Annotated in this window: 17 protein-coding genes; 9 read left to right on the forward strand and 8 right to left on the reverse strand. The window is 51.2% G+C overall.

Annotation, left to right across the window (positions count from 1 at the left end; translation table 11 throughout):
* Both PMPD1_RS11000 and osmY read right to left on the reverse strand, forming a co-directional pair.
* Complete coding sequence (locus PMPD1_RS11000; protein ID WP_173634077.1) at positions 1 to 924, reverse strand: glycine betaine ABC transporter substrate-binding protein; 924 nt, start codon at positions 922 to 924, stop codon at positions 1 to 3.
* 22 nt (positions 925 to 946) lie between these two features.
* Positions 947 to 1,663, reverse strand: coding sequence for an osmoprotectant ABC transporter permease OsmY (gene osmY / locus PMPD1_RS11005; RefSeq protein ID WP_173634078.1), 717 nt, complete (start codon positions 1,661 to 1,663; stop codon positions 947 to 949).
* A gap of 429 nt (positions 1,664 to 2,092) precedes the next feature.
* Here osmY and PMPD1_RS11010 point away from each other — a divergent pair, with 429 nt between their 5' ends.
* Positions 2,093 to 3,547: an MDR family MFS transporter gene (locus PMPD1_RS11010; RefSeq protein ID WP_173634079.1), complete on the forward strand. Its 1,455-nt coding sequence runs from the start codon at positions 2,093 to 2,095 to the stop codon at positions 3,545 to 3,547.
* Positions 3,548 to 3,600: 53 nt separating this feature from the next.
* Here the strand turns inward: PMPD1_RS11010 and PMPD1_RS11015 are convergent, their stop codons facing one another.
* Positions 3,601 to 3,897: a DUF1161 domain-containing protein gene (locus PMPD1_RS11015; RefSeq protein ID WP_173634080.1), complete on the reverse strand. Its 297-nt coding sequence runs from the start codon at positions 3,895 to 3,897 to the stop codon at positions 3,601 to 3,603.
* A gap of 52 nt (positions 3,898 to 3,949) precedes the next feature.
* Positions 3,950 to 4,294 (reverse strand): DUF1283 family protein, encoded by a 345-nt coding sequence (locus PMPD1_RS11020; RefSeq protein WP_173636190.1) that lies wholly within the window; start codon positions 4,292 to 4,294, stop codon positions 3,950 to 3,952.
* A 135-nt stretch (positions 4,295 to 4,429) separates the two neighbouring features.
* On the opposite strand from PMPD1_RS11020, the gene PMPD1_RS11025 reads away from it, so the two are divergent.
* Positions 4,430 to 4,756, forward strand: coding sequence for a YnfA family protein (locus tag PMPD1_RS11025; RefSeq protein WP_173636191.1), 327 nt, complete (start codon positions 4,430 to 4,432; stop codon positions 4,754 to 4,756).
* A gap of 47 nt (positions 4,757 to 4,803) precedes the next feature.
* Here PMPD1_RS11025 and ydfG read toward each other — a convergent pair whose 3' ends face one another.
* Positions 4,804 to 5,550: a bifunctional NADP-dependent 3-hydroxy acid dehydrogenase/3-hydroxypropionate dehydrogenase YdfG gene (ydfG, locus tag PMPD1_RS11030; RefSeq protein WP_173634081.1), complete on the reverse strand. Its 747-nt coding sequence runs from the start codon at positions 5,548 to 5,550 to the stop codon at positions 4,804 to 4,806.
* Positions 5,551 to 5,799: 249 nt separating this feature from the next.
* Between ydfG and dcp the strand changes: the two genes are divergently transcribed.
* Positions 5,800 to 7,950 carry a peptidyl-dipeptidase Dcp gene (gene dcp, locus PMPD1_RS11035; protein WP_173634082.1) on the forward strand — a complete coding sequence of 717 codons (2,151 nt, stop codon included), beginning with the start codon at positions 5,800 to 5,802 and terminating at the stop codon, positions 7,948 to 7,950.
* Between the two features lie 33 nt (positions 7,951 to 7,983).
* On the opposite strand, the gene PMPD1_RS11040 is transcribed toward dcp, so the two are convergent.
* Positions 7,984 to 12,645: an ATP-dependent helicase gene (locus PMPD1_RS11040; protein ID WP_173634083.1), complete on the reverse strand. Its 4,662-nt coding sequence runs from the start codon at positions 12,643 to 12,645 to the stop codon at positions 7,984 to 7,986.
* A 121-nt stretch (positions 12,646 to 12,766) separates the two neighbouring features.
* Here PMPD1_RS11040 and PMPD1_RS11045 point away from each other — a divergent pair, with 121 nt between their 5' ends.
* The 5 genes from PMPD1_RS11045 to PMPD1_RS11065 all read left to right on the forward strand — a co-directional run bounded on the left by PMPD1_RS11045 (position 12,767) and on the right by PMPD1_RS11065 (position 15,781).
* Positions 12,767 to 13,441: a hypothetical protein gene (locus PMPD1_RS11045; protein WP_354292859.1), complete on the forward strand. Its 675-nt coding sequence runs from the start codon at positions 12,767 to 12,769 to the stop codon at positions 13,439 to 13,441.
* An 8-nt stretch (positions 13,442 to 13,449) separates the two neighbouring features.
* Positions 13,450 to 13,875 carry a WapI family immunity protein gene (locus tag PMPD1_RS11050; RefSeq protein WP_173634084.1) on the forward strand — a complete coding sequence of 142 codons (426 nt, stop codon included), beginning with the start codon at positions 13,450 to 13,452 and terminating at the stop codon, positions 13,873 to 13,875.
* Between the two features lie 88 nt (positions 13,876 to 13,963).
* Positions 13,964 to 14,461, forward strand: a complete 498-nt coding sequence (locus tag PMPD1_RS11055) for a lysozyme inhibitor LprI family protein (protein ID WP_173634085.1) — start codon at positions 13,964 to 13,966, stop codon at positions 14,459 to 14,461.
* Positions 14,462 to 14,685: 224 nt separating this feature from the next.
* Positions 14,686 to 15,102, forward strand: coding sequence for a WapI family immunity protein (locus PMPD1_RS11060; RefSeq protein ID WP_173634086.1), 417 nt, complete (start codon positions 14,686 to 14,688; stop codon positions 15,100 to 15,102).
* 73 nt (positions 15,103 to 15,175) lie between these two features.
* Positions 15,176 to 15,781 carry a class I SAM-dependent DNA methyltransferase gene (locus tag PMPD1_RS11065; RefSeq protein ID WP_173634087.1) on the forward strand — a complete coding sequence of 202 codons (606 nt, stop codon included), beginning with the start codon at positions 15,176 to 15,178 and terminating at the stop codon, positions 15,779 to 15,781.
* Positions 15,782 to 16,202: 421 nt separating this feature from the next.
* Here PMPD1_RS11065 and PMPD1_RS11070 read toward each other — a convergent pair whose 3' ends face one another.
* Both PMPD1_RS11070 and PMPD1_RS11075 read right to left on the reverse strand, forming a co-directional pair.
* Positions 16,203 to 16,637, reverse strand: a complete 435-nt coding sequence (locus tag PMPD1_RS11070) for a DUF29 domain-containing protein (RefSeq protein WP_173634088.1) — start codon at positions 16,635 to 16,637, stop codon at positions 16,203 to 16,205.
* A 5-nt stretch (positions 16,638 to 16,642) separates the two neighbouring features.
* Positions 16,643 to 16,957, reverse strand: coding sequence for a hypothetical protein (locus PMPD1_RS11075; protein ID WP_354292861.1), 315 nt, complete (start codon positions 16,955 to 16,957; stop codon positions 16,643 to 16,645).
* Positions 16,958 to 17,236: 279 nt separating this feature from the next.
* Between PMPD1_RS11075 and PMPD1_RS11080 the strand changes: the two genes are divergently transcribed.
* Positions 17,237 to 17,878 (forward strand): dihydrofolate reductase family protein, encoded by a 642-nt coding sequence (locus PMPD1_RS11080; protein WP_173634089.1) that lies wholly within the window; start codon positions 17,237 to 17,239, stop codon positions 17,876 to 17,878.
* The last annotated feature ends 74 nt before the right edge of the window (positions 17,879 to 17,952 follow it).

Here is a 17,952-nt window from a genome sequence, read left to right on the forward strand (position 1 = left end):
TTACAGCATGCCTTTAGATTTCAGGAAATCGCGGGCAACCCGCTCGGGAGATTGATGATCAATATCAACGCGTTTGTTTAATTCGGTAATCGCCTCATTGGTCAGCAGCGGGGAGAGCTGGTTAAGCGCAGCGGCCAAGCCTGGGTGAGAATCCAGCACATCTTTACGTACTACCGGCGTTACGTTATAGCTGGGGAAGAAGTGTTTATCATCCTCCAGCACCTTGAGATCGAACCCTTTAACCCGTCCATCAGTGGTATAGATCAAGCCAGCATCGACAAAACCATCACGTACCGCGTTGTACACCAAACCGGGATCCATCTGACGAATTTGCGGACGATCAAGCGGCATGTTGTAGGCCTTCTGTAATGGTTTTAGCCCATCAGAACGCCCGGAAAATTCTAAGTCCAGGCCCAGCATCCAATTGTGGTCCGGATCATTCTTACGTACCGATTCCACTTTCGCCACCAACTGCGACATGGTGTTGATATGCTCTTTTTCCGCCCGCGCCCGCGTCATGGCGAAAGCGTAGGTGTTATTCATCGGCGCCGGATCAAGCCACACGAGGCCGACTTTGGCATCCAGTTTTTTCACCGTGTCATACGCCTCTTTAGAGGACATCGGCTTGGTGATATGGTTAAAAATTATCAACGAAGTACCGGTATACTCCCACGTCAAATCGATCTGCTTATTCAGCATCGCGTTGCGGCCAATGGTGGTGGCGATATTGGTTTTCGGTTCCACCTGAAAACCTTTCTTCTGTAGCCACATCACGGTCATCGCCGACAGGATATGTTGCTCGGTAAAACTCTTGGTTGCGAAGACCAGCGGCGCGGCGCTGGCAGCGCTACTGAGGGCCAGCGAAGCCACCAGCGCGAGGGCAGTATGACGAACCCGGCGTAATAATGTGTTGGCGTTTGCCATAGCAAAGCTCCTTATTATTGTTTTAGCTGGCAGTATGCGGGCTTAACCAACGCCCCAGCCCGGCCAGCAACATATCGAGAATCAAGGCAAACAGCGCAGTGGCGGCAGCGCCTAAAATTAACGTCGGAAAATCGTTCAAATAGATACCGGGGAAGATCAGCTCACCGTAACTACTGGCGCCAATTAAGAAGGCCAGCGGCGCAGTACCGACATTGATCGCGGTAGCGACACGGATACCGGACAACATCACCGGCCAGGCATTAGGCAGTTCTACCTGACGTAGACGCTGCATTTTGGTCATGCCAATCCCGTTAGCCGCTTCAATTAAAGCAGGCTGAACGCTGATAAGACCGGTGTAGGTGTTACGAACAATCGGCAAAAGAGAAGCCAGGAATAGGGCGATCACCGCAGGCGTATCCCCAATGCCAATAACCACCATGGCGAGCGCCAATACCGCCAATGGCGGCAGAGTGTTACCGACGTTGAAAATTTGCATCACATATTCCGCCCAGTGGCGGGCGAAGGGACGGCTAAGAATAATGCCGCTGGGGATGCCGATTAAGAGGGCGAAGAACATCGACCAAAACACCAGGAAGAGATGCTGTTGACCGAGATACACCAAATCGACCTGACGAGCCTTAATGGTGTTAATGCCCAAACCATAAATCAGCAGACCGAGCACCACAATAATGAACAGCACGGCCAGTGCTGCACGCTTAGCCAGCGTTGAGTTTTGCATGGGTAAGGTTCTCCCTGATACCACATTGGATTTCACTTCCACCGGGAGTCGGAAGGAAACCCTTGTTATGCCATGAAGGTGGCGCATCGACAGAAATTGCAAAATAATCCTGCACACAATTTCCAAAACCGGCTGCGCCCGCGTCGAGCAGTAAAAAATGCTACTTTTTACACACTTAACCGATAAATCTGGTTAGTGCTTTTAAAGCTATAGCAGCGTAAACGCCTAACTGCCAACTTTTATGGGTAAAATCAGGAAGATACTTTCCGGAAAAAGCGCGGGCAAGCTGCGTAATAACTGGTCTAAGCGTAAATTCGATAAAAATTGCGAGGTTTTAGTGACAATGTCACGAAAGAACGAAGCAGCGCACGCAGAGGCAATTGGATTACACGACTTTCGGCCAGACTAACAAAAAAGAAAAGGAACCCTATGTCTGAAAACGTGCAACAACGAGTTGAGCATCGTCACTGGATTTTAATTGCCTGCATGCTGGCCATGTTTATGGCTGCCATTGAAGTCACAATTGTCGCAACCGCAATGCCGACGATTATCGCCGAACTCGGCGGTTTCTCGCAGTTTGGCTGGGTGTTCTCCATTTATCTGCTGACGCAGGCGGTCTGTGTACCCGTCTATGGTCGTCTGGCGGATTTGTGGGGGAGAAAGCGGGTGTTCTTTATCGGAACCGCGCTGTTTTTGCTGGGCTCGGTACTGTGCGGCTTCGCGAATAGTATGGGCTGGCTAATCTTATTTCGCGCGTTTCAAGGGCTTGGCGCCGGCGCGATTATGCCGCTCACGTCCACTATTGTCGCCGATGTGTATTCACCGAAAGAACGCGCCAGTATTCAGGGATGGCTCTCCAGCGTGTGGGGCGTTTCTGCCATTATCGGGCCGCTGACCGGCGCCTGGATTGTGCAGCATTTTAATTGGGCGCTGATTTTTTGGGTCAATGTACCGATTGGTATTATCTCTATGTTAATGCTGGCGCGCTGGCTTCCTCCGCACCACACCGAACATCCGCAACGGCTGAATATTGCCGGTAGCGCCTGGTTAATGATTTGTGTCTCCGCACTCTTGGTCGCACTACTCCAGGCCGAAGCGCTTGGCTACTGGTCGCTGGCATTTCTCGTGCTGGCCGCCGTCACCGGCTATATTCTGCTGCGGCACGAGCAGCGCGCGGATGCGCCATTATTTCCGCTGGCTATCTGGCGCAGTAAAGTCATTGTCGCTGGCAATGCCGGTAACCTGATCATTGGTGCCGCGATGATGGGGATCAGCGCTTTCCTTCCTACCTGGATCCAGGGAATTAACGGCGGTTCTCCTCTGCAGGCAGGGAGCACGCTGGCGATGATGTCGATTGGCTGGCCGCTTGCCAGCACGCTCAGCGGCCATTTAATGCTACGCACCTCCTACCGTTTTACCGGTCAGCTAGGGGCATTTATGCTGATTGTTGGTACCGCATTATTACTCACCTTACGGGCCGACAGTTCGGTGCTTAGCGCCGGGTGCTTTGCGTTTGTTATTGGTACCGGTATGGGGTTAACCAGCACTACCTTTTTGGTTTCGGTACAAAACAGCGCCGATTTTCATATCCGTGGGATCTGTACGGCGTCAATTATGTTTAGCCGCATGCTGGGCTCTGCATTGGGTACTGCGATCATGGGTGCGGTACTGAATTATAATCTGTTGCAACGGTTGCCAGGCCAGCAAGACCCGGTGCAACGTATTATGTCGCCGGGACAACGGGCAGAGATTGCTGACCATGCACTCGATCAGATGATCACGCAAATTGCGGCTTCGCTACACTGGGTGTTTGCCGTGTCGGTGCTAATTGCATTACTGAGTTGGTTTGTCGCGCGTGGCTTGCCTAAAAGAAGGCCGGAGTAGTGTGCAGGAAGAGAAAACCGAGGTGTCGCAAAGCGGCACCTCGAAGGCGCGTGTTACTGTGAAGGCGCATCCTGGGTGGTGCCAGCGTCAGCCGGTACGCCGGTATCGCTGTCGCCGCCAGTGCGTTTGTAGACAATTTTCTGCGTGTCATTCTCACAATGGCCAACGACCTGCCCGCCAGCCTGATCGGCCTGGTCGTTAGGGACAATATCAAGAGAAAAGCCGGATTCCGGCACGCCGTTGCCAATGATTTTTTTACTGATATCCGCCTTTACCGATTCACAAGAGGCCTGAACCGCAATCGGTACCGTGAACAGCAGGGCAGTTAACATCCACTTCGTCGCTTTCATCACATCATCCTTTTGCTAAAAACCTGCGATAACTATAGCAGTTCCCACTCAATCAAGGGGTAACCGGGCGACCGGTAGAACGGTCCAAACAACGCAAGGTGTTGGGTTCCCAATAGGCATTAACGTTATAGCTTTTTTCACACGCGTCGCGGGTATCGAACGCGTGATCGGCTTTATCAAACTCTTTTTCGACACGTGTATTCACTTTTTTACGCAGCGAACGCGTATCGTCCCACTGTTCCTTGCTCTGACGCGCCTCTTCATTACTCATCGCATTATTGCCATTTTCAATCACCAGCCGGTCGGTTCTGGCCGTTGCTGGCGGCACAGCCAATATTCCGCCCAATAACGCCAGCGGCAGCAGGGCGGATAACAGGCGTTTTTGCAGAGTTTTCATCATCAATTCCTTAAGTTTAAAGCCGACATTCGAACCACGGATGCCGTGACAACCTTTTTTATTATATCATCGGCGCTTATTTACTCACCAGCCGACAGCATGGTTTGTTTAACTTTCTGAGAGGCGGCTTGCATGATGGTCAAAACGGCGCTGTTATTTTTTCTCACCGCGATAGCAGAAATCGTCGGATGTTTTTTACCCTGGCTCTGGCTGAAGAAAGGGGTAACCATTTGGGTGTTAATCCCGGCGGCATTGAGCCTGATGGCATTTGTCTGGCTATTAACCTTACATCCCGCTGCCAGCGGCCGCGTTTACGCAGCTTATGGAGGCGTCTATGTGATGACAGCGCTGCTGTGGCTACGAGTCGTTGACGGGGTCAGATTATCCCATTGGGACTGGCTGGGCGCGCTGGTTGCATTTTGCGGGATGCTGATTATTGTCGCAGGCTGGGGCAAAGCCTGAAGGGGGAGAGGTTAGCGGGCGCGGCAGAGGCCGCACCCGCATCGTTATTACGGTTTATACACGTTCAGCCCGGCCGTTGCCTGGCTGACTGGCATCATTTCTAACGTGTTGATATTGACATGCTTTGGCAAGGTCGCCACCCACCACACCGCTTCGGTAACATCGTCGGCGGTTAACGCTTCAGTGCCTTGGTACACTTTACCGGCTCTATCGTCATCGCCTTTAAAACGCACATTGGAGAACTCCGTTCCGCCAACCAATCCCGGCTCAATATTGGTCACGCGTAGCGCGGTACCGTGTAAATCGGTACGTAGATTGAGGCTAAACTGGCGCACAAAGGCTTTGGTCGCGCCATAAACGTTTCCGCCCGCATACGGCCAGTTACCGGCGGTGGAACCAATATTGATAATATGCCCCACGTTACGCTCCACCATGGCTGGCAGCAACGCGCGGGTCATATACACCAACCCTTTGGTATTGGTGTCGATCATATTCTCCCAATCTTCCACGCTGGCCTTGTGAGCGGGTTCAATTCCCAACGCCAGCCCGGCATTGTTAACCAACACATCGATATTGCGCCATTCTGGCGGCAAGCTGGCGACCGCTTCCTCAATGGCGGCACGGTTGCGTACATCAAGTTGCAGAGGATAGACGTTTTCGCCCAGCGCCTCTTTTAGCGCCTGTAAGCGCTCAGTACGGCGACCGGTGGCGATAACGTTGTGGCCCGCAGCAACGAAACGTCGGGTGATACTTTGACCAAAACCGGCGGTCGCGCCAGTAACAAAAATAATCATCTCGCTGTTCCTTAACGGCTTTTAGAGTGTAATTACCTTAGCACCTGATTGAAAAACGGGTTACCTTTTTTACGTTACGGTTCTTGATGACGTGAAGCCGCATCCTCACGAAAAGAGAGATCTCTTCTACGATTATAAAAGGCGTGAAATACGCTTCTATATTAATGTGACATTGTCACTTTTAAGCGGGTTAAACAGCGGAGATTAACCCTGTTATCGCTTTTTAGCACGGAAAAGGAGTGTAAGGATATGCGATTATCAATCTGGTTTCTTGCCAGCAGTCTGGCGCTATGTAGCAGTACGTTCGCCAGTCAGGCGGCGGAAAAAAACGATCGGGAGACGATGATGTCTGGTGAACAACAAAACCCTTTTAGCCAACCGAGCGATTTGCCTTTTCAGGCTCCGCCGTTTGACCGCATTCATGATGCCGACTATCTACCGGCGATCAAGGCCGGTATGGCTGAGAAAAGAGAGGAGGTGGCGGCGATAGCCGATGATCCGGCACCGCCAACCTTTGAAAATACCTACCTGGCGTTGGAAAAAAGCGGGCAAATGCTAAAGCGCGTATTAAATGTATTTAGCGCGATGACCTCGGCAAATACCAACCAGACGCTACAAAAAATCGACGAAGAAACCTCGCCACGCCTCGCTGCGTTGGACGATGAGATTAAACTCAACGGCAAATTGTTTGCACGCCTTGATAAGGTGTATCAGCAACGAGTGACGTTGTCACTAGATTCGGAATCCCGGCGCTTAATTGAGGTGACCTGGCAAGCCTTTCAACTGGCTGGCGCCAGCCTGAGTGATAAGGATAAAAGCGCGTTAAAAACGCTGAATCAGGAAGCGGCAACGCTCAGCACCCAATTTACCAATCGCTTGTTGGCAGCCACCAAACAGGGTGCTCTTAATATTGATGAACGGTCAAAACTATCTGGCTTAAGCGAAAGTGAAATCGCCGCCGCCAGTGAGGCGGCAAACGCACGTGGATTACATGACCGCTGGCTATTGGTGTTGCAAAATACGACCCAGCAACCCGACCTGCAAAGCCTGCACGACCGCGCCACGCGTGAGGCGCTGTTCAACGCGTCCTGGAACCGGGCCGAAAAAGGCGATAGTAACGATACTCGTCAACTGATTACCCGTTTAGCACAAGTACGCGCTCAACAGGCTAAATTGTTAGGCTTTAACAGTTACGCCGAATGGAAGTTACAGGATCAAATGGCGAAAACGCCGGACACCGCGTTGGCATTTATGCGCAAGATTGTACCTGCCGCGACCGCCCGCGCGAAACGTGAAGCGGCTGATATTCAAGCGGTTATCGATCGCCAAAAAGGTGGCTTCACACTGGCAGCTTGGGACTGGAGTTTTTATGCAGAGCAGGTGCGGCGTGAGAAATACGCGCTGGATGCTGCGCAGATTAAACCCTATTTTGAGCTAAATAATGTATTAGAAAACGGCGTGTTTTACGCAGCTAACCAACTGTATGGCATTACATTCAAACTACGTAAGGATATTCCAGTCTATCAGCCGGATGTACGGGTTTACGAAGTGTTTGATAAAGACGGCAAATCACTGGCGTTATTCTATACCGACTACTTTAAGCGAGATAATAAAGGCGGCGGGGCGTGGATGAGTAATTTTGTCGAGCAATCCACACTGCTGCACAGCAAGCCGGTGATTTACAATGTCGCTAACTTTAACAAGCCTGTGGCAGGCCAGCCAGCGCTGCTCTCGTGGGATGATGTCATTACCCTGTTTCATGAGTTTGGTCATGCTCTCCACGGCATGTTTGCCGCGCAACGCTACCCGAGCATTTCCGGTACCGAAACGCCGCGTGATTTTGTTGAGTTCCCTTCACAGTTCAACGAGCATTGGGCAAGTGATCCGCAGGTATTTAAACATTTCGCCCGTCACTACCAAACCGGCGCCGAAATGCCACAGGCGCTTCACGATAAAATCATCAAGGCGGATAAGTTTAATAAAGGGTATGACATGACCGAGCTGTTAGCCGCAGCGTTACTGGATATGCACTGGCATAGCTTACCGGCCACTGCGCCGTTGCAAGATGCCGACCGTTTTGAGCAGCAGGCGTTGGCGGCGGATAATCTCAATCTGCCAGCAGTCCCACCACGCTACCGCTCAAGCTACTTCCAGCATATTTGGGGCAATGGTTATGCCGCCGGTTATTACGCCTATCTTTGGACACAAATGCTCGCCGATGATGGTTTTGCATGGTTTACCGAGCATGGTGGGCTAACCCGAGAAAACGGGCAGCGTTTTCGCGATATGATCTTGTCACGCGGAAACAGTAGCGATCTGAAACAGCTCTATCACGACTGGCGCGGGCATGATCCCGAAATTGAACCGATGTTGATTAATCGCGGGCTGGAAGAACAATAAGTGGCAATGAAAAGGGCAGCGATGCCCTTTTTGCTAGCCGTACCAGCTATAACCTTTTGGTACGCGTGAGAAACCAGCTTCCCGCAGCGCGTAAACCAGCGCTGATGATCCGACCGGCTGGCCATCCACCGTTTCTAACGTAAAAGAGAGGTGTTTTTCGCGCTTCAACGCATCGCCTAAAGCGCGGCAGGCCTCGGGTAGCCATGTTTCATCCATCGCCTTAAAACTCAATAGATCTTTTCCGCCCTGGGCCAGATAAAGCAAAAGACTTCCCTGACCAATCACTACCCATGCGCCATGGCGCCGTGTCGGGCGGTTGCCCGCAAGACTGTTCGGCCAGTTAAGAATGGTTCCAAAAGGATTGGCCGGGTCCAGTGCCGCCAGAGCGACGAACGCCGGCTGTTTGGCGGGTTTATCCGCGACTATCCGCAACCGATCAATGGTGAGATTATCCGCAAATTGCGCTGCGCCCAGCCCATCAACAAAGCGCCCGCGCAACAATTTCCCCGCATCTTCCATGCTCCTCAGCACCGGCTGCAACGCCGGGAATCCGCCGGGAACTTGTTCATTAACCGCAGCGCCGCGGGTGATAACGCCATAGCGGTCGAGCATATTTTCCACCCACGCTAAGGCCCGTGGCGCCGGATCGGCAGGGTCGTGAGGGACTAATGACCAGCGCCCGGGCATGGCATGCATACCCGGACCGGTAGCCACGGTTGACGCCGGACGATGATAGCCGGTTGGGCTATAACGCCCACGGCGGGTGCGTAGCGGACGTGCGGCTCGCGCACGTTGTGGCGTGCTGCTGGTCAGCATGCGCACTGCGGCCCATGTATCGCTAGTAACATAACCGTCCCAAACCAGATCCCACAGTGCGGCGGTCAGTTCTCCCGGTTCACCCTGCGGGTTGGATTGCGCATACAGTTGCCGGATAAACCAGCCGCCGCCTGACGCCAGTTGAGACAGAATAGCCTGCTGCAGGACCGACAGTTCCGCCGATGGATTATCTAAACGAAGCGGCAGTGTCTCAGCGGCAAATTCACTCAGATGCAGTGAGATCAGACCATCGCGATGACCCGATGCTTTGTGCCCGGTCCAGATAGCTTCACCGGAGGACAGTAACTCATCCAACATCGCGGGCTGATAATCCCGCACGCGCGCGGGTAAGATCTGTGCCTCCCAAAGGGAAGCCGGTAGCGGGACACCGGCTAATTGCTCAATGACACGCGCGACGCCGTTGACGCCCTGGTAAGCGCCGATGGTTGGGCTATCGCGATGTGCGGTTTCATTGAGCACGCCATGACGTTCCAACAACAGCGTGACATAGGCGGTTTGCGCCACCGGACGGGTAGCATTGCGGGCAGCCTGCAATGAACGCACGCGCAAGCGGCGAAACACCTCTTCGGCGACCCACTGTTTTCCTTCCGGCGACGGATGTTCGCCGTCTGTTTCAACCAAGGTCGGCGGCAGACCAAAATCACCGTGCAACACTTTTCCCTGTTCACGTAAGCGCTCCAGTTCCTGTTCCACCAGATGGCTACCTAATCCGAGATGGCGCGCCAATTGCAGCGTTGAGAAGGGCGTATGTGTGCGAGCATAGCGGCTAACCAAGTCGCGTAATGGATGCGCGACCGGGACAAGAAAAGCGTCCGGTACCTTTTTCGGCAGGCGAATACCTAATGCATCCCGCAGGCGTGCCGCATCTTCGATCACCGCCCAACGCACTTCACCGCTAAGGTTTAATTGAAAAATCCGCTGCGCGTTTTCGAGCGTAGTCAGCTCGTTGATCAAATGAGGTTGCTCCGCATCCAAACGCGCCGCAATCTGTTCCGATGAGAGTGGCCCCAACTCACGCAGCAGATCGACCACGTTCTCAATCGTGCTGACGCGATAATTGGGTGCGGTGCGCTGGAGTTCCTGACCTACGCGTTCAATGACGGTTTCATCCAGCAGCCCGGCCATATCGACCTGACCAACCAGGTCACTCAGTAATTTACTGTCCAGCGCCAATAAGGAAGCGCGACGTTCGGCTAATGGCGCATCGCTGGCGTACATAAATTCCGCTACGTAGCCAAATAATAGCGGTGCGGCAAAAGGCGAGGGCGTTTCGGTCGTCACTTCGGCAAACTGCACCTCATCACGTTGAATGCGCGACATGAGATGATGAAGCGCTGGTAAATCGTAAACATCCTGCAAACATTCGCGAGCGGTTTCGAGCAGGATCGGGAAATCCTGGTATTCGCGTGCCACCTCCAGCAGCTGTCCGGCCCGGAGCCGTTGTTGCCAAAGCGGCGATCGTTTGCCGGGATTACGCCGTGGCAATAACAGCGCACGGGCGGCGCATTCTCGAAACCGAGCGGCAAACAGCGCTGAACCCCCTACCGCATCTGCCACGGTTTGTTGTAACGGTTCCGGTTCAAATAAAAAAAGCTCCGCGCCAGGTACCTGCCTTTCGCTATCGGGAAAACGTGCAACAATCCCATCATCACTGGACACGACGGCCGGGTCGAGCCCCATGTGGCGCCGAATGCGTTCTGCGACCGCTAATGCCCACGGCGCATGTACTCGCTGCCCATACGGAGAGTGAAGAATAACTCGCCAATCGCCGCTCTCGTCGCGGCAACGTTCAATCAGCAAGGTGCGATCAGTCGGCAGTAGGCCGGTAGATTCACGTTGTTCCTTCACCAACGTCAACAAATTGTTCACCGCAGCGCGATCCAATCCATCTTGTTGCCATTGGGTTATCTGTTTTTCCCGTGCGAGGCTATCTTCGAGGGCGGCTTCGGTTTCACGTAAAAATGCGCCGATGGTTTCACCTAAGCTGGCTGCACGCCCCGGCCCTTCACCATGCCAGAAAGGTAGCCGGGCAGAGCGCCCGGGCGCCGGAATGACAATCACCTGGTCGTGGGTGATTTGCTGTATCCGCCATGAACTGGCACCGAGCGTGATAATGTCATTCACGCGTGACTCATACACCATCTCCTCATCCAGTTCGCCGACGCGCCGTGAGCCCGATTGCTCTTCACCTTCCGGTAGCATCACGCTAAATAAGCCTCGATCGGGAATGGTTCCGCCGCTGGTGACCGCCAGATGTTGCGCGCCGGGACGGGCGGTTAACATGCCGCTGTTTCTGTCCCACACCAGGCGGGGCCGAAAGGAGGCAAAATCATCCGAAGGGTATTTGCCGGAAAGCATATCTAAGGTGGCGTCAAAAACGCTGCGTGGCAGGGAACGGAAGGGATCTGAACGCCGTACGGTAGCGAACCAGTCTTCAATCTGCAGCGGCTCGATTGAAACGGCGGCTACCGTTTGCTGCGCCAGAATATCCAGCGGATTATGCGGTGGCTCTATGGCTTCCAAATCGCCGGTTCGCATGCTGTGTACGGTTACGCAGGCATCAACTAAATCGCGGCGAGTACGCGGATAGACTATCCCGCTGGAGATACCGCCGACCTGGTGACCGGCGCGACCCACCCGTTGCAGCGCACTGGCGACCGACGGCGGTGCGCCAACCTGGATCACTAAATCAACCAAGCCCATATCGATGCCTAGCTCCAGGCTGGACGTTGCCACTACACATCGCAGCTCACCGTTTTTGAGCGCTGATTCAATCTGCAAACGTTGCTCTTTGGAAACCGAGCCGTGATGCGAACGGGCAAGCTCGGCGGGCAAACCTTCGCTGCGTTTCTCGGTACTGCCATTGGAGGAGAGGTAGTGAACCTGTGGCGTTGCCGGACCAGGCGTGTCGTTTTGCTGCTGTGCATAGCGCTCATTCAGCCGGGCGGTCAGTTTTTCCGCCAATCCGCGCGAATTGGCGAAAATAATCGTCGCCCGGCGTGCTAATACTTGCGCCAAAATGTCGGCCTCAATTGAGGGCCAGATCGAGCCGGTGCTGCTGGCGGTTTTACTGTCGGGCTGATCGAAACGCCCTGACAAATCAGTCATATCCTCTACCGGTACCGCCACCTTAAGCTGTAATTTGCGTTCCGAGGGCGGATTCACCACTTGCGTGGGCTGGACGCCGCCCAGAAAGTTCGCCACGCGTTCTACCGGGCGCACGGTCGCCGAGAGCCCAATACGTTGGGCGGGTTGAGGTAACAGACGGTCAAGGCGTTCGAGGCTTAATGCCAAATGCGAACCGCGTTTGCCGCCTGCAACCGCATGAACTTCATCAATAATAACGGTTGTCACGCCGGATAGCGTTGTGCGTGCTTTGGACGTCAGCATTAAGAACAAGGATTCCGGGGTAGTGATCAAAATATCCGGAGGGCGTCGCAATAGTTTCCCGCGCTCCGAGGGCGTGGTGTCGCCGGAGCGCATGCCCACGCGAATTTCGATCTCAGGTTCACCCAGTTTTTTGCGCTCGACATAGACGCCTTCCAACGGTAGGCGCAGGTTACGTTGTACATCTGCTGCCAGCGCTTTGACCGGTGAAATATAGAGGATGCGGGTCGCTGATGCCTTTCGATGCTTATCGGTCTGTTGTGCCCGTTCGGTAAACAACGCATCAATCGCGTGCAGGAAGGCCGCCAGCGTTTTACCCGAGCCGGTCGGTGCAATAACCAGGCAATGTTGGCCAGAGTCGATTGCCTGCCAGGCTTGTTGCTGAACCGCTGTCGCACCGGCAAAAGCCGAGGCGAACCAGCGCTGAGTGGCTGTGGTGAACAGGTGTAGCGGCTGATGTGGTGTGGGCATGGCGGTCCTGGTTGTGGCCTAAGACAAAAAACGGTTAATGATTGAGTGTAATCAGCTTTTCTTTTAGTGTAGTTCCCGAGTATCAAAGGAACGAATCAACGGTTAAAAGGAAACTACCATAATGACAATACGGTTTGCAGGAATTGAAGAACCCGGTCGCTATTACACTTTTCAGTCCAGACTCCCGCCGGGAGAGTTTTTCGAAATCCGCCCACGTTTTTTCCCACATAACTCAAAACCGATTGTCGATGATGAAAGCGGCATGTGTATTGGTTATTCAGTTTTACAAGCTCCAGGCTTATGGCGTATTTATGATATTGATGGCATTGCTGTTCGTCTTGAAGAAGCGCCACTTGAAACTCCGCTGATTGACCCAACAGATCTCGCTTTATTGGCATTTGGCGCTTTTCGTCTGTTTCGGGCGGGAAGGGCGCTGTTAGAAACCAGCGCGAAAACAGCAATAACCGTTAAATTGAGTCAAGCCACTGTCAGTTTTCTGCGTAGCCGACTTAAAGTTGGCTTGTCTGTCAGAAATCTAAAAATGACAGAGTCCGCTGCAAAGCATATGTATAACCCTGGTCGCTATGTACCTTTGCAGCTTCAAGAGAAAGCGATCCGTTACGGACGGAGAATGTCTGATCCCAAAAAAAGGCCGGGACTTTTTCGTTATGAAACTGAAATGTATCGACTCGTTGAGAACAAGCAAGCCAAAGGAATATATCATTATAAAAAATATACTCTTGAGGTCCTTGTCCGTGAAAAAGACTGGACAATCACTCACTTTCAATACTTTTAGGAGTAGTAATGATTGATATAGCCGTCGGAACGTTAAAATTTCAGTTATCGCCTTATGAAAGAGAGTCCTCACAAGAGGAGCTTTCAGAAGACTGGATCAAGACGTTTGTGGAATACGAACTACCAGAATTGTCTATTCAATACAGTACAGCTTTTTCCATATCAGAACTTATTGATTTAAAGAGTGAGTTTCATTCTCTCTATGAAAGCCTAATCACTCAAAAACCTCATCCTGGTTTTTATTTTGACAGCGTTGAACGGCACTTCAGCTTACAGGTTAAGCAGGTTGGTCACCTTGATGTTGCCGAGGTAAACATTATGATGAAACCAGAGGACAGCGCAGATAGTGTTAAAATTACTGATACCTTTTACCTCGATCAGAGCTACTTTCCGGCGCTACTTTCTGGTTTGGATGAAATGATTAATTGGGAATAGTGATATTTTATAGATTGAGCGCTCCAAACCATAAGCGTTGTTGGCGAGAAGTATTAATGGGCTCTTGGAGAATAAGGGTCTTGGGAAAATGAAATTTTTTTTGATTGTGTCATATATAGCTTTGACTTTTTCAGCACCATCTAAAAGCTTTGCTTCTGAAGTGGAAGCAGGTAGCCCCGCATCCATTCTTGACAGCAAAGAAGATGATTTTTGCATTAAAGCATCCCAGACGGACGGCGGTATGAGTCATTATCATGATTGCCTTAATAATGCGTTAAGTAAATCTAATAAAAAGCTCACTGAAAAATATGAAGAAAAACTTAAAGAGATAACTTACTCAAAAGATTATGATTTTTATGACAGCATCAACTCTGACAGAAAAAGCCTAAGGCCTAAAATTGAAGCGTCATATAAAAATGAACAAAAGACATGGATAATCTACAGAGAAAGTTACTGCAAAAATATCGTTTCCGGTAATATTACAGGCGATAGCGCATTTGTTGGTTATATTTCTTGCACAATTAATATGAATAAAAGGAGAGTTGAAGAAATAAACCTTATGTATAATCCAGCTTCTACATGGTAAAAATGAAGAAGAGAAATGTGATAGATAATTGAGGAGGGCAATTTGAGTAGTTACTTTCAATACTTTTAGGAGTAGCCGTAGGAACTGAAACAGAGATGTATCGCCTGGTAGAGGATAGATCTCGCAAAGGATATTACTGCTATAAACGCTTTACACTTGAAGTGGTGGTCCGCGAAAAAGATTGGACGATCACTCACTTTTTATACAAATGACGAGAAATTATCATGATTGACATCGTAAGTGGTTCAAGGTCATTGCGTATTTCGCCATTTGAAAGACAAAAGACCCCAGAAGCACCAGCATATGACTGGATAAGGACATATGTTGAATACTCTCTTCCAGAGTTAAAGGCGCAATATCAAACATCATTCAGCGTTGGTGAAATTATTGATTTTAAAGAAGATATTTATTCTCTTTATCAAGAGGTTTCCAGCGGGCACAAAGCACATGAAGTAGTCTTCGACAGCACAGAAAATCAGCTAAATCTTCGTTTTATTCCCATGACTAATAATACTATTGCAGTGAAATTAACACTCAGGCCTGAAAATCCTGCGGAAAGCGTTATCATAAAAGATTCTTTTGGCATAGATCAGAGCTACTTTCCGGCGCTACTTTCCGGCGCTACTTTCTGGTTTGGATGAAATGATTAATTGGGAATAGTGATATTTTTCAAATAAATAAACAGTCTATTGCCATATAAGAGTGCGTAATTCGATGACCAATCCACTGGCAAAGAACATCATTGGTATCTATCAACGCCACGCCAAAGCGTTTTGGCAACGACGGCCAACCAATCTGTTTGAACAGCCCTGGCTGGATGACTTTTTGAGGCTGATACCTACCAACGGAAAAATTCTGGATATCGGCTGCGGCAGTGGGATGCCAATAGCAGATTACTTTATCCGTCAGGGATTTCAGGTTACCGGTATCGATAGTTCAAAGCCGATGATTGAACGCTGCCAACAACATTTTCCGCAGCATCGCTGGATACACGCAGATATGAGAGAGCCAATCCTGTCAGATAAGTTTGATGGGGTAATTGCCTGGGATAGTTTTTTTCACTTAACGCCTGAAGATCAACGCGAGATGTTCACGGTATTTCGACAGTACGCCAGTGCCAGGGCAGCGTTGATGTTTACCAGTGGCCCCGATAGTGGTGAGGCAATCGGCACGTTTGAAGGTGAAGCGCTTTATCATGCCAGCCTGGCACCGGCAGAATACCGGCAACGTTTAGCAGAACAAGGGTTTCATGTTGTAAAGATGGTGGCAGAAGATCCAGATTGTCAGGGACGTACCGTTTGGTTGGCGCAAAGTCAATGACGCTTGATTCGGGTTCGTGCGGAGTAAACGGATGATTTTGAATCATCATCGAGAGTAGACAGTTGACGGCCAGTGTCAACGATTCACGTTAGATTCCTTCTATATGTATGTTGATGCGCATAATGTATATTATGTTAAATTAGATAACTAAGAGCCGAATCCGGCGTGGCAAGATACTTTTCTCCTCCTGCACCTGTCCCCATTGATTAGCTTTACGCGTTTCTGTTTCAACGACCAATACCGTACGACAAATAAAATTTTTACTACCCCGCTTCCGGCCTGGCTGCTGCGTACTGTACCGGCGTCGCTACGTGAAATCTGAGAGAAAATCTGCACCTGAGCCCGTCATTTTTATCTCAGCGCAACGGGTACAAAAAAGCCCGGACAATGCCGGGCTTCGCGCCGGATGCTGACGGCCAGATTACGCCGGCAGAAAATCCGGGTCGAGCGCCTGCGCAAGCGTCCACGGCATATGGGCCGGAAACAGGTTTTCTTCAAGGCCGGTCTCACGCGCGGCGGATAATATGGCGTCGCCGTAGGATTCCTGTGCCATCTCATCGGCCTTGTTTTTCAGTGACGGATTTTTCTCAAGGTGACGGCTTATTTTCCGGCGTTGCTCTTTAATGGTCAGCGTCCAACTTTTACCACGATAGCCTGGCTGATACTTCCACTTGAGCAAATGCATAAAGAGCACTTCAAGACGTGATTCAAGTTCCCTGCGTTCGCTTCCTCCCATGCTCTCTATTTCCTCCATCAGGTTTTTAGCGTCAATCTCGGAAAGCCTGCCGTCTCGCAGTAAGCCTGCCTGCTCCTGCGTCCAGCCATAAAAATCGGTTTTATATAATTTATTTTGCATTGCGTTTACCTCTCAGTGTCCGGCATCTGGTTAATGGTAAGTTGACGCTCGGTGGCATTAACTACCGCCATAAATGCCTTAATTCCGGGGTCGGTATCCGGTGTTAACATGCGCATGATTGATTTGGGGTTCCTGCCTACGTCTCCCGAAATAACCGGGAAACCGCAGGTTGCTGTAATCAGTGTTCTTAGCATAACTTTAGCCGTTTCCACATCTCCGGCAATAATCAGTCTGCGCACTTCTTTTAACATAACGTCTTTGGTGCCGGGCTCTTCACCAATAAGTGTCACCCACGCATCGCGGTTAAATAATGCTGTCACTACGGTTATTTCCCCTGAATATTGACATAAAAAAGGTAACGTATTCGTTACCCTTCGTCAATCATCAGAGCGCTGTTTTCCCGTCAGCCGCTAAAGACCTCCCGATACAGATCTTCTCCATAAGACTGTGCCATGGCACCGGCAATCAGAACCAAGCTTTGCCAGTGTCAGCCCGGCATTTTTTGATGTAAGAGGTTTAGGCGCGGCAATGGCACTTGCCTAATTATTGGGCTACGCTACCCTATCCCATACAACCTTGTGGTGTCCTGGAGGATTTCAATGTTGGTACGTGTTGACCTTATTGTCTCGCTCGATGGTTTCGCAACTACGACGGACCAAACTCCAGATAATCCATTTGGCGAGGATTGGTCGCGCCTGGTCGGTGCCTATGTTGCCACAAAGACGTTCCAGGAGCGCGTGCTGCATGACACCAGCGGCCAAGGCACCACAGGCCTGGACGATGCTTATGCGAAGGATTATTTCGAGAACATCGGCGCGGAGATCATGGGGGCCGGCAAGTTTGGGCTGCATAACTACCCAGACGATCCGAACTGGAAAGGATGGTGGGGTGACGAGCCTCCATTTCACTGCCCCGTTTTCGTCTTGACGAACACGCCGCGCCCTTCCCTCGAAATGTCTGGCGGCACCACCTTCCACTTCATTACGGCAAATCCGGTCGAGGCACTAAAGCTGGCTGTCGAAGCCGCCAATGGCAAAGATGTTCGCATAGGTGGCGGGCCGACTATGGTTCGCGACTATCTTAAGGCCAGGCTCGTTGATTACCTTCACGTGGCCGTCACTCCCATTCTTCTGGGCGGAGGTGTACGCCTATGGGATGATCTGCGCGGCCTGGAAGCCGGTTATAAGGTCACTTCAGAGACGGCTGAAAGCGGGACTATCCATATCACGTTTCAGCGCTAACTAACTTACCGGCTTACTGCGCTTACTTTATCTGGCGTCTAAATCATTGACTTACGTCCGAATAATAAGAGAAT

Origin of the sequence: Paramixta manurensis (assembly GCF_013285385.1) — a bacterium.
GTDB lineage: Bacteria > Pseudomonadota > Gammaproteobacteria > Enterobacterales > Enterobacteriaceae > Paramixta > Paramixta manurensis.

Excerpts from the sequence above, each read along its gene's own strand:
- PMPD1_RS11000 (WP_173634077.1), bottom strand. The coding sequence starts at position 924 with ATGGCAAACGCCAACACATTATTACGCCGGGTTCGTCATACTGCCCTC.
- osmY (WP_173634078.1), bottom strand. The coding sequence starts at position 1,663 with ATGCAAAACTCAACGCTGGCTAAGCGTGCAGCACTGGCCGTGCTGTTC.
- PMPD1_RS11010 (WP_173634079.1), top strand. The coding sequence starts at position 2,093 with ATGTCTGAAAACGTGCAACAACGAGTTGAGCATCGTCACTGGATTTTA.
- PMPD1_RS11015 (WP_173634080.1), bottom strand. The coding sequence starts at position 3,897 with ATGAAAGCGACGAAGTGGATGTTAACTGCCCTGCTGTTCACGGTACCG.
- PMPD1_RS11020 (WP_173636190.1), bottom strand. The coding sequence starts at position 4,294 with ATGAAAACTCTGCAAAAACGCCTGTTATCCGCCCTGCTGCCGCTGGCG.
- PMPD1_RS11025 (WP_173636191.1), top strand. The coding sequence starts at position 4,430 with ATGGTCAAAACGGCGCTGTTATTTTTTCTCACCGCGATAGCAGAAATC.
- ydfG (WP_173634081.1), bottom strand. The coding sequence starts at position 5,550 with ATGATTATTTTTGTTACTGGCGCGACCGCCGGTTTTGGTCAAAGTATC.
- dcp (WP_173634082.1), top strand. The coding sequence starts at position 5,800 with ATGCGATTATCAATCTGGTTTCTTGCCAGCAGTCTGGCGCTATGTAGC.
- PMPD1_RS11040 (WP_173634083.1), bottom strand. The coding sequence starts at position 12,645 with ATGCCCACACCACATCAGCCGCTACACCTGTTCACCACAGCCACTCAG.
- PMPD1_RS11045 (WP_354292859.1), top strand. The coding sequence starts at position 12,767 with ATGACAATACGGTTTGCAGGAATTGAAGAACCCGGTCGCTATTACACT.
- PMPD1_RS11050 (WP_173634084.1), top strand. The coding sequence starts at position 13,450 with ATGATTGATATAGCCGTCGGAACGTTAAAATTTCAGTTATCGCCTTAT.
- PMPD1_RS11055 (WP_173634085.1), top strand. The coding sequence starts at position 13,964 with ATGAAATTTTTTTTGATTGTGTCATATATAGCTTTGACTTTTTCAGCA.
- PMPD1_RS11060 (WP_173634086.1), top strand. The coding sequence starts at position 14,686 with ATGATTGACATCGTAAGTGGTTCAAGGTCATTGCGTATTTCGCCATTT.
- PMPD1_RS11065 (WP_173634087.1), top strand. The coding sequence starts at position 15,176 with ATGACCAATCCACTGGCAAAGAACATCATTGGTATCTATCAACGCCAC.
- PMPD1_RS11070 (WP_173634088.1), bottom strand. The coding sequence starts at position 16,637 with ATGCAAAATAAATTATATAAAACCGATTTTTATGGCTGGACGCAGGAG.
- PMPD1_RS11080 (WP_173634089.1), top strand. The coding sequence starts at position 17,237 with ATGTTGGTACGTGTTGACCTTATTGTCTCGCTCGATGGTTTCGCAACT.